At 68.7% G+C, this 12,709-nt stretch carries 13 protein-coding genes; 7 read left to right on the top strand and 6 right to left on the bottom strand.

The window, feature by feature from the left end:
• Positions 1-136: 136 nt before the first annotated feature.
• The 3 genes from ABIB26_RS22960 to ABIB26_RS22950 are packed head-to-tail and all read left to right on the top strand — an operon-like array spanning position 137 to position 3,263.
• Entirely contained in the window at positions 137-1,744 is a 1,608-nt protein-coding gene (locus ABIB26_RS22960; RefSeq protein WP_354248443.1) for a molybdopterin-dependent oxidoreductase, read from the top strand.
• Positions 1,745-1,780: 36 nt separating this feature from the next.
• Entirely contained in the window at positions 1,781-2,797 is a 1,017-nt protein-coding gene (locus ABIB26_RS22955; protein WP_354248441.1) for an asparaginase, read from the top strand.
• Between the two features lie 7 nt (positions 2,798-2,804).
• Entirely contained in the window at positions 2,805-3,263 is a 459-nt protein-coding gene (locus ABIB26_RS22950) for a sterol carrier family protein (RefSeq protein WP_354248439.1), read from the top strand.
• Positions 3,264-3,296: 33 nt separating this feature from the next.
• Here the strand turns inward: ABIB26_RS22950 and ABIB26_RS22945 are convergent, their stop codons facing one another.
• Positions 3,297-4,058 (bottom strand): SDR family oxidoreductase, encoded by a 762-nt coding sequence (locus ABIB26_RS22945; protein ID WP_354248437.1) that lies wholly within the window; start codon positions 4,056-4,058, stop codon positions 3,297-3,299.
• Positions 4,059-4,199: 141 nt separating this feature from the next.
• On the opposite strand from ABIB26_RS22945, the gene nboR reads away from it, so the two are divergent.
• Entirely contained in the window at positions 4,200-4,805 is a 606-nt protein-coding gene (gene nboR, locus ABIB26_RS22940) for a nicotine blue oxidoreductase (RefSeq protein WP_354248435.1), read from the top strand.
• A 165-nt stretch (positions 4,806-4,970) separates the two neighbouring features.
• On the opposite strand, the gene ABIB26_RS22935 is transcribed toward nboR, so the two are convergent.
• Positions 4,971-5,123, bottom strand: coding sequence for a hypothetical protein (locus tag ABIB26_RS22935; protein ID WP_354248433.1), 153 nt, complete (start codon positions 5,121-5,123; stop codon positions 4,971-4,973).
• 62 nt (positions 5,124-5,185) lie between these two features.
• Here ABIB26_RS22935 and ABIB26_RS22930 point away from each other — a divergent pair, with 62 nt between their 5' ends.
• Positions 5,186-6,061: a CHAD domain-containing protein gene (locus ABIB26_RS22930; RefSeq protein WP_354248431.1), complete on the top strand. Its 876-nt coding sequence runs from the start codon at positions 5,186-5,188 to the stop codon at positions 6,059-6,061.
• Between the two features lie 41 nt (positions 6,062-6,102).
• Here ABIB26_RS22930 and ABIB26_RS22925 read toward each other — a convergent pair whose 3' ends face one another.
• Complete coding sequence (locus ABIB26_RS22925; protein WP_354248430.1) at positions 6,103-7,896, bottom strand: glycoside hydrolase family 15 protein; 1,794 nt, start codon at positions 7,894-7,896, stop codon at positions 6,103-6,105.
• Positions 7,897-8,015: 119 nt separating this feature from the next.
• On the opposite strand from ABIB26_RS22925, the gene ABIB26_RS22920 reads away from it, so the two are divergent.
• On the top strand, positions 8,016-9,086 hold the full coding sequence (locus tag ABIB26_RS22920) for an App1 family protein phosphatidate phosphatase (protein ID WP_354248428.1): 1,071 nt from the start codon (positions 8,016-8,018) through the stop codon (positions 9,084-9,086).
• Positions 9,087-9,117: 31 nt separating this feature from the next.
• Here ABIB26_RS22920 and ABIB26_RS22915 read toward each other — a convergent pair whose 3' ends face one another.
• Positions 9,118-10,647: a glycoside hydrolase family 1 protein gene (locus tag ABIB26_RS22915; protein ID WP_354248426.1), complete on the bottom strand. Its 1,530-nt coding sequence runs from the start codon at positions 10,645-10,647 to the stop codon at positions 9,118-9,120.
• Positions 10,648-10,768: 121 nt separating this feature from the next.
• Positions 10,769-11,551, bottom strand: coding sequence for a phosphatase PAP2 family protein (locus tag ABIB26_RS22910; RefSeq protein WP_354248424.1), 783 nt, complete (start codon positions 11,549-11,551; stop codon positions 10,769-10,771).
• A 400-nt stretch (positions 11,552-11,951) separates the two neighbouring features.
• On the opposite strand from ABIB26_RS22910, the gene ABIB26_RS22905 reads away from it, so the two are divergent.
• Positions 11,952-12,161 (top strand): hypothetical protein, encoded by a 210-nt coding sequence (locus ABIB26_RS22905; protein ID WP_354248422.1) that lies wholly within the window; start codon positions 11,952-11,954, stop codon positions 12,159-12,161.
• Positions 12,162-12,265: 104 nt separating this feature from the next.
• On the opposite strand, the gene ABIB26_RS22900 is transcribed toward ABIB26_RS22905, so the two are convergent.
• On the bottom strand, positions 12,266-12,709 hold a 444-nt coding region (locus ABIB26_RS22900; RefSeq protein WP_354248420.1), incomplete at its 5' end, for an enolase C-terminal domain-like protein.

Here is a 12,709-nt window from a genome sequence, read left to right as displayed (position 1 = left end):
TGCGAACGCGGGACATGCCCAGTCCGGGCCGCGGGCACTGGACATAATGCCACCATGTCCATCCAAACGCCCGAGGGATGGGCATGTCCCGTGGGGCGGGGACAATCCGCGGGGCCCGTGGCTCCGAACATCCTGTATGAAGAAGCCCAGCACGCATAAGCACTCCCGGCGGCAGCCCACGAAGCGTTTTACCGGTCCCACCGCCCTGGCCGCACTGGCCGGGGTGGCCGCGGCCGCCGTCGTCCTGTCCGTTGCGGAGCTGATCGGCGCCTTCTTCACGGCGCGCGCGACGCCGCTGATCGCCCTCGGCTCGACCTTCATCGACTTCACGCCGCCGTGGATGAAGGACTTCGCGATCGCCACCTTCGGCACGAACGACAAGACCGCCCTGTTCGCCGGCATGGCGGTGACAGTCCTGCTGCTCGCCTGCGTGCTGGGCGTAGTGGCCTACCGCAAGTGGGCCCTCGGCGTCGCAGGTGTGCTGCTGATGGGCGCGGTGATCGTCGCCAGTGTGGTGACCCGGGCCAGCGTCAAGCCGGTGGACGCGATTCCGTCACTGATCGGCACCGCCGCCGGGCTGATCGTGCTGCGGCTCCTGATCACGCGTCTGTGGCGGATGAGCGAATGGCCGGACACGGCTGCGGATGTTGCCGCCAAGGAACCCGAACGGCCCGCGACGACCCGGCGCGCTTTCTTCGCCGCGACCGGCCTGACGGCGGCCGCCTCCGCGATTGCCGCGACCGGCGGGCGGCTGCTCAGCGCGGCCCGCAGCAACGTGGCCCAGGCCCGCGAGTCCCTGCGGCTGCCCGCCCCGGCAACGGCCGCGCCGGCCGTGCCCGCCGGCGTGCAGTCCAAAGTCCCGGGGGTCACTCCGTGGCTGACGCCGAACAAGGACTTCTACCGGATCGACACCGCCCTGAGCGTGCCGGAGATCAACGCCCGGGACTGGGAACTGCGCGTCCACGGCCTGGTGGAGCAGGAGGTCCGGCTCACCTTCCAGGACCTGCTCGACGCCAAGCTGATCGAATCCCACGTGTCCCTGACCTGCGTCTCCAACCCGGTCGGCGGATACCTTGCCGGCAACGCCAAGTGGCTGGGCATGCCCATCCGTGAAGTGCTCAAGATGGCCCGCCCCAAGGACGGCGCGGACATGGTGCTCTCCACCTCCATCGACGGCTTCAGCGCCTCCACCCCGATCGAAGTGCTGCAGGATGACCGCGACGCCATGCTCGCCATCGGCATGAACGGCGAACCCCTCCCGCTCGAACACGGCTACCCGGTGCGGATGGTGGTTCCCGGGCTGTACGGCTTCGTCTCCGCCACCAAGTGGGTGGTGGACCTCGAGGTGACCCGCTTTGCCGACAGCAAGGCGTACTGGACCCAGCGCGGCTGGTCCGAACGCGGCCCGATCAAGACCATGGCCCGTGTGGAGGTGCCCAAGTCCTTCGCCAAGGTCCCCGCCGGGCGCGTGGCGATCGGCGGCACGGCCTGGGCCCAGACCCGCGGCATCACCAAGGTGGAGGTGCAGATCGACAACGGCCCCTGGACCGCGGCCACCCTCTCCGACGAGGCTTCCCTCATCACGTGGCGGCAGTGGTCCTACGACTGGGACGCCACCCCGGGGCCGCACTACATCAAGACCCGCGCCACCGACGGTACCGGCGAACTCCAGACGGACAAGCGGGCGGATCCGGTACCCGACGGCGCCTCCGGCTGGCAGTCCGTCATGGTGACCGTGGAATAACCGGCGTATCCCCCTGAGGCACCTTAGACTTGGCCCATGCCCCTGAATTCGCATGCCACCTTCACAGTCGAGTCCGCCGTCGAACTGGCAGTCGTTGAACGCAGCGGCTTCGTCGAGTCCCGCCACATCGGCTCCGCCGTGGTGATGGCCGCGGACGGCACCGTCGTCACCGAACTGGGCGACATCACCACTCCCATCTTCGCCCGGTCCACGCTGAAGCCGTTGCAGGCCCTCGCCGCCATGCAGTCCGGCGTGCCCCTGCGCGGCGCCCAGGTGGCGATCGCCTGCGGCAGCCACATCGGCTCACTGGACCACATGGACGTCGTCGAAGGCATGCTGAAGGCCGCCGGGGTCACGGAAGAGCAGCTGCAGTGCCCCGCCGGCTGGCCGCAGGACGAGACCGCACGGAACTGGCTGGTCCGCGCCGAGCGCGGCAAGTCGCGGCTGGCGTTCAACTGCTCCGGCAAGCACGCGGCGTTCCTCTGGGCCTGCACGGAGAACGGCTGGGACACCCAGAGCTACCTTGAGCCGAACCACCCCCTGCAGCAGCGGATCCGTTCCGTGATCGAGGAGTACTGCGGCGAAGGCATCGCCCATCTCGGCATCGACGGTTGCGGCGCCCCGGTGGCCGCCGTCTCGCTGACCGGGCTGGCCCGGGCGTTCTCGAAACTGGCCAAGGCCCCCGGGGACAAAAACTCCAACGCCCGCGCCGCCACCATCGCCACCTCCATGCTGGACTACCCGTGGGCGGTGCAGGGCCGGGGCAGGTGCAACACCATCGTCATGGAAGAGCTCGGCATCCTCGCGAAGATCGGCGCCGAAGGCGTCCTGGTGTTGGCCACCCGCCAGGGCGTGTCCGTCGCCATCAAGGTCCTCGACGGCAACACCCGGGCCACGACGCTGGTGGGCCTGACCCTGCTTGCGGCCTCCGGCGCCGTCGAGATCCCCGAGGTCTCCAGTGTGCTGGACAAGGTGGTGGAGCCCGTGCTCGGCGGCGGCCGGCCGGTAGGCAAGATCCGCCTGGGCCGCGCCGTCTCGGCCCTCCTGGACTAGGCGCGGCATGGCTGTTGCGCGACGCCGGATCCCGGTAGAGGACGGCCGCTCGGCACTGGCCGCCTGGCTGCAAGCCAACACGGGCGCGCAGGGATCCCCCGGCACCGGCCCTGCCGCTGGGGGCCCTGCCTCTCCGGACCCTGTCTCTGCGGGCGCCGCCGCAGCAGGGGCCGCCGCCGCCGTCTCCCGCAGCACGCTCGCGACGGCGGTGCGCTACTCCCTGGAGGAAGTCACGGCCCGGGCACCCGGCAACTCCGTGGAAGTCCGCGTCCCGCCGTTCGGCGTGACGCAGTGTGTGGAGGGACCGCGCCATACCCGCGGCACACCCCCGAACGTCATCGAGTGCGACGCCGGCACCTGGCTGGCCATGGTCAGCGGGCAGCTGAGCTGGGCGGACGCCGTCGCCGCCGGCCGCGTCGCCGCGTCCGGGCTCCGGGCCGACCTGTCCGGGCTGCTGCCGCTGTAGCGCGACAGGTCCGGAGGAACCGCGGCCTCCCGCCTAGCCGCGCCCGATGAACGGCATTCCGGCGGCGGTGATCACCACGGAGCCGACACTGGCCGACGCCGGCATTCCGGCCATCAGCAGCACCGCGCGGGCGGCGTCATCCACCGGGAACGTCGGCTCGACCCGGCGGCTGCCGTCGGCCTGCACGGCGCCGGACCCGACGCCGATCTCCTCCAGGAGTTCCGTGGCCGCGTTGCCGATGTCGATCTGCCCGCAGCTGATGCCGAAGCCGCGCCCGTCCAGCTCGATGCTCTTGGTCAGCCCGGTCATGGCGTGCTTGGTGACGGTGTAGGCCACCGTCCGCGGCCGGGGCGCATGCGCGGCAATCGAGCCGTTGTTGATGATCCGGCCGCCTTGCGGGGACTGCGCCTTCATGGCCCGGACCGCGGCCGCCGCGCACAGCATGGAACCGGTGAGGTTCACCGCCACGGTGGCGTCCCAGTCCGCCAGGCTGATCTCGTCCACCGACGCGGCCGGGCCGAACACCCCCGCGTTGTTGAACAGCACGTCCACCCGTGCCCAGCGCTGGAGCGCCGCAGCGAACAGCCGCTGGACGTCGTCGGCCGCCGTGACGTCGCACGGAACGGCCAGGGCCTGGGCATGGCCCGCCGCGGTCTCCAGCAGCTGCGCCTCCCGGCGGCCGGCGAGGACCACCCGGTAGCCCTCGGCCAGCATCAGCCGGGCCACCGCCCTGCCGATCCCTGAGCCTGCGCCGGTGACGACCGCTACCCGGCCGAGCTGGTGTTGACGTGTCATGCGGGACTCCTGGGTAACGGCGGGACGGGTTCCCGCAAGCGTATGCCGAGATGGCACGTCACGGCAGTGTTCGGCACAAACATTGCCGTGTACTGTCATCTCGCGGCGGTAGGCGGCGGGAGGCGGCGATAGGGTGTGGCCATGAGCGAGTTCGCGGAGCCCGGCACCACCACCGCTGTACTCCTCGCTGCCGGGGCCGGGACACGGCTGGGGCTCGGGCCGAAGGCACTGTTGCCGTTCCGCGGCCGCACTTTGGTGGAAGTGCTCGCCGACGTCCTGCTCGACGGCGGCTGCCGCGAGGTGGTGGTGGTGCTCGGCGCGGAGGCTGAGCGGGTGCTGGGCCGGACAGCCCTCGGCCGACACACCGTGGTGGTGAACCCGCGGTGGCAGGACGGGATGGGCGGTTCCTTCCGGCTGGGCGTGGACACCGCCCGGCCGGGGGACCACGTGCTGGTGGCGCTGGTGGACCAGCCCGGCCTGACTCCCGCAACAGTGCGGGCCCTGCTTGCCGCGCACCGCCCAGGCCGGGTCACCGCCGCGGCCTACCCTGACGTATCCGGCACCCCCCGGCGCGGACACCCACTGCTGCTGGATGCCGCCCTGCGCGCCCCGGCGGCGCAGGCAGCCACGGGCGACGCCGGTGCCCGCCATTTCCTGCGCGCCCACCCCGCGCTGATCGACCTCGTGGAAATCCAATCCGGCGGCGCGGACCTCGACACCCCGGACCAGCTGGGGCTGCTGGGCTGACCGCGGCTACCCCTTCCCGCGTTGCCCGCTGGGCCTGCCGACGCGGTATCCGGTCCAGAACGCGAGGATCAGGAGCCCCAGGCTGGTCATCACGATTCCCGCCCACGCCTCCGTCCCGATCAGCATCAGGCCCTGGACCTGGAAGGTCTGCTGCGGAAGGGGCGCCTAGGCGAACCAGCCGATGTTTTCCGCGTGCACCGGCAGTGTGATCAAAATCAGGCCCGCCAGCAGCAGCGCCACGGCAAGCAATGGCACCGCCAGCCGGGCAAGGAGCTTCCTCCGGGCAGGCCGCACTCCGTCATCCCCCACTGGATTCATGGACCCACTGTAGCGGCGGCCGGGGACAGCCGGGGCCTTGCGTCCAAGAAGTAAAGTGAAGCATGGCAACCACCGCCGGCGAGGCTCTGCTGAGCTACCTCGGAGAACAGCTCGCTGAACTGCGGCGGCACGCCCCTGGCGTACGGGAAAACCAGGCCGAATCCATCCACGAGATGCGCGTCGCGGCCCGCCGGCTCCGCTCCCTGCTGGCCACCACCCGCAAACTTTTCGCTGCCGGCGCCGCAGAGGACATCCGGTCCGAGCTGCGCTGGCTCTCCGGAGCGCTGGGCGCAGCCCGTGACCCCGGCGTCGTCCAGGCCCGGCTCCGCGAACTGCTCGCCTCCGAGCCCGAGGAGCTGACCTCGGGCCAGGCCGCCCAGCGCATCGACGAGGAGCTGGACGCGGCTGCGGCGGCCGGGCATCAGGGCGTCATCGAGGCACTCGGCAGCGAGCGCTATGACCGGCTGCTCCTCAGTCTCGGGACGCTGCTCGCCGCGGACCGGCTGTCGCAGAAGGCGTCCCGTCCCCCGCGGAGGACCCTCCGGAAGTTCGTTGCCGGGGAAACCGCCCGCCTGGCCCGTGCGGTGGCGGACCTCTCCCCGCCATCCCACGCCCGCGCCCGGGACGCAGAGCTGCACGAGGTCCGCAAGGCGGCGAAGCGGCTTCGCTATTGCGCCGAACTGGCGGTCGCCGTCGGCGGACGCCGGGCCGGAAAGCGGATCCGGAAGACGGCCAAGGCGGCGCGCAGGATCCAGACCACCCTCGGGCTGCACCACGACAGCGTGGTGGCCCGGACCCTGCTGGCCGAGCTGGGCCTGCGCTCCGTGCCCAGCGGCGAGAGCGGCTTCTGTTACGGCCGGCTGCACGCCAGGGAAGAGAGCCTGGCGGCCAGTTCGGAGACGGAGTTCCTCAAGATCTGGAAGGACTTCCGTGGTTGAAGCCCGCTCACTGGACCTTGTGGCCGCGTCGAAGAAGCCGTTCAGTGTCCCTGGAGCGGGGTGTCGCTGCGGTGCACACCATCTTCATGCAGTTCCAGGGCGCTCAACACGAGGGCAAAGTGGCTGAACGCCTGGGGGGTATTGCCGAGCTGCCGCCCGTCCTCAACGCTCCACTCCTCACTGAGGAGTCCGACGTCGTTGCGCAGCGCCAGCAGCCGCTCGAACAGTTCCCTGGCCTCGTGGCGCCGGCCCGCCCCCAGCAGCGCTTCCACCAGCCAGAAGGAGCAGGCGAGGAACACTCCTTCCCCGCCGGGCAGGCCGTCATCGCTTTCTGCCGGCTGGTAACGGCGCAGGAAGCCGTCGTGCGTGAGTTCGTGCTGGACCGCCTCGATGGTTCCGATCACGCGCGGGTCATCCGGCGCCAGGAATCCCACCCGCGGGATCTGCAGCAGGCTGGCGTCGAGCTCGGGGCGCCCATAGGACTGCACGAAAGTGTTGCGTTCGGCGTCGAAGCCCTTGTCCATCACCTCGGCGTGGATGGTGTCGCGCAGTTCCTCCCAGCGGTCCGCCGGGCCGGTCAGGCCGAAATCCCGGATGCCCTTGACCATGCGGTCCGCCGCCACCCACGCCATGACCTTTGAGTGGGTGAAGTGCCGCCGCGGTCCGCGCATCTCCCAGAGTCCGTTGTCCGGCTGGTCCCAGTTCTTCTCAAGATGCTCCATCAGAGCCACCTGGACGTCCCAGGATTCGTCCGTGTGCTTCAGGAGCGAGTTCCGGGTAAGCGACAGGCAGTCCAATACCTCACCCCAGACGTCCAGCTGCAGCTGGTCGGCCGCGCCGTTTCCGATCCGCACCGGAGTTGAGTCCTCGTAGCCCCGCAGCCAGGGAAGCTCCGCCTCCGGCAGCCGGCGCTCGCCGTGGATTCCGTACATGATCTGGAGGTCCGCAGGGTCTCCGGCCACGGCCCGCAGCAGCCAGTCCCGCCAGGAGGCGGCCTCCTCCGTATAGCCGGCGGCCAGCAACGCCTGGAGTGTCAGGGTGGCGTCGCGGAGCCAGCAGAAACGGTAGTCCCAGTTGCGCGTGCCGCCCAGCTCCTCCGGCAGGGACGTTGTCACGGCCGCCACGATTCCGCCGGTCGGTGCGAAAGTCAGTGCCTTCAAGGTGATCAGCGAGCGCAGGACGGCCTCGCGGTAGGCGCCGGTGACCGTGCACTTGGCGGACCAGTGCCGCCAGAACGAATCAGTGGATGCGAGGACTTCCTCCGGGTTCACGGCGCGCGGGCGGTACAGGTGGCTCGGCGTCCAAGTCAGCACGAACGGCACCCGCTCCCCGGCCTCGACGGTGAAGTCGCTGATCGTATGCAGCCGTTCGCCCCGCAGCGGCGCCTTCGTCACGAGGTATGCGGCATCGGGGCCGGCCACAGCGTGGATCCCGTGCTCGTCATGGCGGACCCAGGGAACGATGTGCCCGTAGTCGAAGCGCAGCGCCAGCTCGCCGCGCATCCGGACCGTACCGCTGACCCCCACCACGATCCGCACGATGTCCGCCACCTCGTCGCGCGGCGGCATGAAGTCGATGATCTTGACCGTGCCGGTGGGCGTCTCCCACTCGCTTTCCAGGATCAGCGTGCCCTCGCGGTAGTGCCGCCGGGTGCATTCACCGCCAACCTCCGGAGCCAGCAGCCAGCGGCCCGCCTCCGGCGTGTCCAGCAGGGCGTTGAAGCAGGCCGGAGAGTCGAAGCGCGGCAGGCACAGCCAATCGATGGAGCCTTCGGTGCTGATCAGGGCCGCGGTGTGGAGATCGCCGACCATTGCATAATCCTCGATGCGTGCCATGGGTCTTACATTGCCACACCCGGGGCAGCCGCGCGCGGGCCCGGCGTCGCCAAGCGTCCGCTGGCCAACGCTCCGGACGCAGTCCGTTCGCCGGCGGTCCGCTGTGGGAGAGTGGAGCCATGGAATTGGCGTCGCAGCACACCCCCCAGCAGCCACCTGTCACCGGCAACAAAGCCTTCCGGCTGGCCCATCGGGTCTCGGACACCGTCATCGGACTGCGACTGAAGGCGGCCAGACGCTGGCACTTCATTCCGCAGACCATCGCCTACCAAGGTTACGGCTCCACCAGCTGGGTCCGGGTACTCGGCCGGGTGGTGCTCACGAGCAAGCCGACGCCCGGCAGCCGGACGGAGCAGGCGGCCCAGAACGGCAACCAGAACATCCGCGGCTGGCGAGCGTTCACGAGCGTCCCGATCCAGTTCACCGAGGTGGAAATCGAGATCGGCGGGGTGACCGCACGGGTGCGCGCGGACCGCGGCGGGCTCGTGGACACCGTCGTACAGGTGTCCCTCGAGCCGGGCTGGCACACGGCGGAGCTCCGCGCTGAAGGAACCGAGCCCGTGCACACGAAGGTCTTCGTCATCTCCCCCGAAACCACGCTGGGGATTGTCTCGGATATCGACGACACGATCATGGTCACGGCGCTCCCCCGGCCCTTCCTGGCACTGTGGAACACCTTCGTCCTGAACGAGCGTGCCCGGATGGCGACGCCCGGCATGGCGGTGCTGATGGACCGGCTCCTGGTGGAGCATCCGGACGCGCCGGTCATCTATCTGTCCACCGGTCCGTGGAACGCCGCTCCGACCCTGGCCCGCTTCATCTCCCGCAACATGTACCCGCCGGGCGCCCTGCTGCTCACCGACTGGGGACTGACCAACGACCGCTGGTTCCGCAGCGGCCAGGAGCACAAGCGACGGAACCTGGAACTGCTGGCGGAGGAGTTCCCGAATATGCGCTGGCTGCTCTTCGGCGACAACGGCCAGCACGACGAGGCCATCTACTCACACTTCGCACGGCAGTACGGAGACCGTGTGGCCGCGATCGGCATCCGGCAACTGTCAACCGGCGAAGCCGTGCTGGCCGGCGGCCACTCGGAAACCGGGGACCACACCGACTCGTCCGTCCCGTGGATCTACTCTGCCGACGGCGCCGGCATGGCAAAGGGACTGCAGGACCTGAAGCTGCTCTAGCCCACCGGGTGCGGGCGCTCGACGTCGGGATCTAGCCCACTGCGTGCGGGCGCTCGACGTCGGGAGCCTGCGCCGGAAGTCCGGCGTCGAAAGCCTCGGGAACCTCGGTGCCGGCGTCCCTGTTCCGGGCCGCGAGCAACTCCTGGAGCCAGTAGAACGAGGCCTTGGGGGTGCGGACCTGAGTGTCAAAGTCGACGCGCACGAGGCCGAACTGCTGTTTGTACCCGCCGGACCACTCAAAATTGTCCGCGAATGACCACACATAGTAGCCGCGCAGATCGATCGACTCCGCAGCACCGCCCGGCGAGGTGGCTTCGACGGCAGTCCCGATGTGGTCTGCCAAGTACCGCAGCCGCCGCTCGTCGGGGATGATCGTGCGGTTTGCCGCCGCGTCGCGGACCACCACATCCTCGAAGCTCGCCCCGCCCTCGGTGATATAGACCGGCGGCAGGGTCGGGTAGCGTTCTGCCATCTCGGCCAGCGCCACGGACATGTATTCCGGTTTGATCGGCCAGCCATACGCGGTGGTCTCGCTGTCGGCGAACGGGGCGATGTGGAATGGGGCGCCCGGGGTCCCGCTGAGATCGTCGCCCATCGCCTCGGCCATGCCCGCAGGCACAGTGCCGTCGCCGGGTCCGGCCCCCACGCGCGTCGGCATGTAGTAGTTCAGTCCGTAGAAATCCAAAGGCTGGGAGATGAGCTCCATGTCCTCGCTGGACGGGCTGAAGTCCGGGGAGAAAAAGGTGGACGCACGGATGAGGTCCGGGTACTTCCCGAGCAGCACCGGGTCTGCGTACAGCCGGTTCTGGGCAATATCCATGAGTCCGGTGCTGACCTTGTCCAGCGGATTGGCAGAAGCCGGGACCATCGGGGAATAGACGTTCGCAATGCCGATTTCGCCGGTCACGTTTGCCGCCCGGAGCGCCTGCATGGACAGTCCGTGGCCCAGCAACTGGTGGTGCACGCTCGGCAGGGCCTTGAGCATGAGCTGTTGCCCGGGCGCATGTAGGCCCAGGGCATAGCCGTTCGTGGTGACGGTGGCCGGTTCGTTGACGGTGACCCACCGGACCACCCGGTCGCCGTAGGCTGCGGCTACGATGGCGGCGAACTCGCCCAGCCGGTAGGCCGTGTCGCGGTTCATCCAGCCGCCGGCCTCATCCAGCGGCAGCGGGGTGTCCCAGTGGTACAGCGTGGCCATGGGACTGATCCCGTTGGCCAGCAGCAGGTCGATCAGCCGGTCATAGAAGTCCAGGCCCGCGGGATTAACCGGTCCGCTGCCGCCGGGCTGGATGCGGGACCAAGACAACGAGAAACGGTAGGAGTCGATCCCGAGTTCCTTCATCAGTGCCACGTCCTCCGGCATCCGGTGATAGTGGTCGCACGAGACGGCGGGGCTTTGGTCCTCCACGATCGCGCCGGGTTTCGCCGCAAAGACGTCCCAGCCCGAGGGACCCCGCCCGTCCTCGTCCAGTGCGCCCTCGATCTGGAACGCGGAGGTTGCAACCCCCAGGGTGAAACGGGGCGGAAGGAGCGTGGCCAGGTCCCTGGCGGAAGCGTTCATCGGCGGAGTCCCTTGTGTGGTGTCAGTGTGTAGTTTCAGACAGTTGATTGATTCTAGTCCTGGCCGCCAGCGAGGCGGTGGCACCGCCTACGCCGCCCGGGCAAGTGCCGGGCAAGGACCGCTAGTCCTTGCTGGTGTCGGCCTTCGAGAGGGTTCCGGTGACGCGCTCGCCGCTGATCCGGGCGGTACGCCAGGTGTCCAGGGCAATCACTGCCCCCAGCACCACGAAAGACATGGACAGCGAGGCCAGCGCGTCGGTAGTCCAGTGGTAGCCCAGATAGAGCCGGCTGACCGACGCGAAGAAAATCCCGATTCCGGCGACCACAAAACCGGCGACGGCGGCCTTGGGGTTCTGCCGCCGGGAGAAGATGAGAAATGTGGTGACGAGCAGGAAGTCGCAGGCCCCAAGGACATGCCCGGAAGGGAAGGAGAAGGTGGAGTCGGCACCGAAGAGCATCAGGTCCACCGGAGGACGCTGCCTGCCTACCGTCTGGCCTACGAGTTGAGCCAGGATCACGCCGGTCAGCATCGCACCCGCGAGCAGCAGCGGCCGCCAGGCATGCTTGGCCAGCAGCCCCCAGGCCACGGTCACCACCAGGATGATGATCGGCAGGCCAACCGGACCGAAGATGATCGCAAGGATGATCATGATGGTGGTCAGCGGCCCGGAGCGCAGGGTCAACAGCCAGGAGCGCACCGGCTCATCAGCATCGCTGAGGCCGCCGTGCTGGAGCACGCCGGCCAGGATCACGAAGAAGAGCACCGCACCGACGACCATGAGAACGACGGCGGTCCGGTAGAGGTTCGTCCGCGCGGGCACGCTCATGAAGCGTTCCTCCACGATGAACTTGTCGTGGAAGACCCGCCACCGGCCCGGCAAACTTCCGGATTGTTCCTCAGTCATGGTCCGTTTCCGCCTCTGCGATGTGCGTTAACCTTCTCTGCTGAGATTATCGCGGTTCCGCCGATTGTGCGGGGTCCCGGCCCGGAGGGCAGACGGCCGGTGCCTGAGGCCATGGGCGACATGAATGAACTACTCAACCCGGCGGTCATCGGAACGCTCGGGAGGCTTCTCGCCGCGGCAACAGCTGGAACCGAGGGACCCCGCGTGAGCAGCCTCACGATCGGGACCCGGGCCGCAATGGAGCTGCAGGTCAACAGCGCGCGCCGTGCCTCGACCCGATTTCCGGTCCGCACAGACCCTGTTCTGACACCGCGTGGTGATTTGACCGGCCAATAAATATGACGTTAGTGTTCCTGGAACCATTGGGGCCGACTAGAAGTACTCCACGAAAGACAGGCCGATGACCACTATTACCGAGTCCATTGAGATCCAAGTCGACAACCGGCATGTCCTGGACGAACGGCTCAACGAGGCCGAGCAGGGACTGCAGCGGCTCGCCATGATCACGGGCACGCACGGCATCCTGCTCACGCGGCACAGGCCCGGCCACTACACCGCTGCGCTCTCCGACCAGGTCCCCTTCGGCATGACCCAGGAACTCGTTCACTGAGCCACCGGAAATCTGGGTGCTGAGGGCGGCCTCAAAAGAGCCAGGTCCCGGGCGGCAGAGCATCGACTCGCCGCCCGGGACCTTTTTGGCGTTTCAGGGGACAGTCACCAGTCGTGGACCGTTCCGTCGACGAGGCGGTTGTAGGGCAGGTAGGCCTGCTGGTACGGGTAGGCCGCGGCGGCTTGCTCGTTGAACTCGACGCCGATGCCGGGCGCCTCCCCCGGGTGCAGGTAGCCGTCCACGAACGTCATGGACTGTTCGAAGACCTCGTTGGTGGCGTCCGAGTGCTGCATGTACTCCTGGATCCCGTAGTTGTGGATGGCCAGGCCCACGTGCAGCTGCGCGGCGAAGCCCACCGGGGAGATGTCCGTGGGGCCGTGGAAGCCGGACTTGATCTGGTACTGCGCGGCGAAGTCCATCACCTTCTTCAGCGGCGAGATCCCGCCGAAGTGCGTGGACGCGGCCCGGACGTAGTCGATCAGCTGTTCCTTGATCAGGGTCTGGAAGTCGTACACGGTGTTGAAGATCTCGCCGATCGCCAGCGGGGT

Source organism: Arthrobacter sp. UYEF20 (assembly GCF_040546335.1).
Lineage (GTDB): Bacteria > Actinomycetota > Actinomycetes > Actinomycetales > Micrococcaceae > Arthrobacter.
The sequence above is the reverse complement of the archived record's forward strand: the minus strand, read 5'-3'. Positions and strand labels throughout refer to the sequence as shown.

Bases quoted from the DNA above. Each gene is read 5' to 3' on its own strand.
- ABIB26_RS22910 (WP_354248424.1), bottom strand. From the start codon at position 11,551: ATGACTGAGGAACAATCCGGAAGTTTGCCGGGCCGGTGGCGGGTCTTC.
- ABIB26_RS22950 (WP_354248439.1), top strand. From the start codon at position 2,805: ATGGCTGTTGCGCGACGCCGGATCCCGGTAGAGGACGGCCGCTCGGCA.
- ABIB26_RS22960 (WP_354248443.1), top strand. From the start codon at position 137: ATGAAGAAGCCCAGCACGCATAAGCACTCCCGGCGGCAGCCCACGAAG.
- ABIB26_RS22915 (WP_354248426.1), bottom strand. From the start codon at position 10,647: ATGAACGCTTCCGCCAGGGACCTGGCCACGCTCCTTCCGCCCCGTTTC.
- ABIB26_RS22905 (WP_354248422.1), top strand. From the start codon at position 11,952: ATGACCACTATTACCGAGTCCATTGAGATCCAAGTCGACAACCGGCAT.
- ABIB26_RS22945 (WP_354248437.1), bottom strand. From the start codon at position 4,058: ATGACACGTCAACACCAGCTCGGCCGGGTAGCGGTCGTCACCGGCGCA.
- ABIB26_RS22925 (WP_354248430.1), bottom strand. From the start codon at position 7,896: ATGGCACGCATCGAGGATTATGCAATGGTCGGCGATCTCCACACCGCG.
- nboR (WP_354248435.1), top strand. From the start codon at position 4,200: ATGAGCGAGTTCGCGGAGCCCGGCACCACCACCGCTGTACTCCTCGCT.
- ABIB26_RS22935 (WP_354248433.1), bottom strand. From the start codon at position 5,123: ATGAATCCAGTGGGGGATGACGGAGTGCGGCCTGCCCGGAGGAAGCTC.
- ABIB26_RS22930 (WP_354248431.1), top strand. From the start codon at position 5,186: ATGGCAACCACCGCCGGCGAGGCTCTGCTGAGCTACCTCGGAGAACAG.
- ABIB26_RS22920 (WP_354248428.1), top strand. From the start codon at position 8,016: ATGGAATTGGCGTCGCAGCACACCCCCCAGCAGCCACCTGTCACCGGC.
- ABIB26_RS22955 (WP_354248441.1), top strand. From the start codon at position 1,781: ATGCCCCTGAATTCGCATGCCACCTTCACAGTCGAGTCCGCCGTCGAA.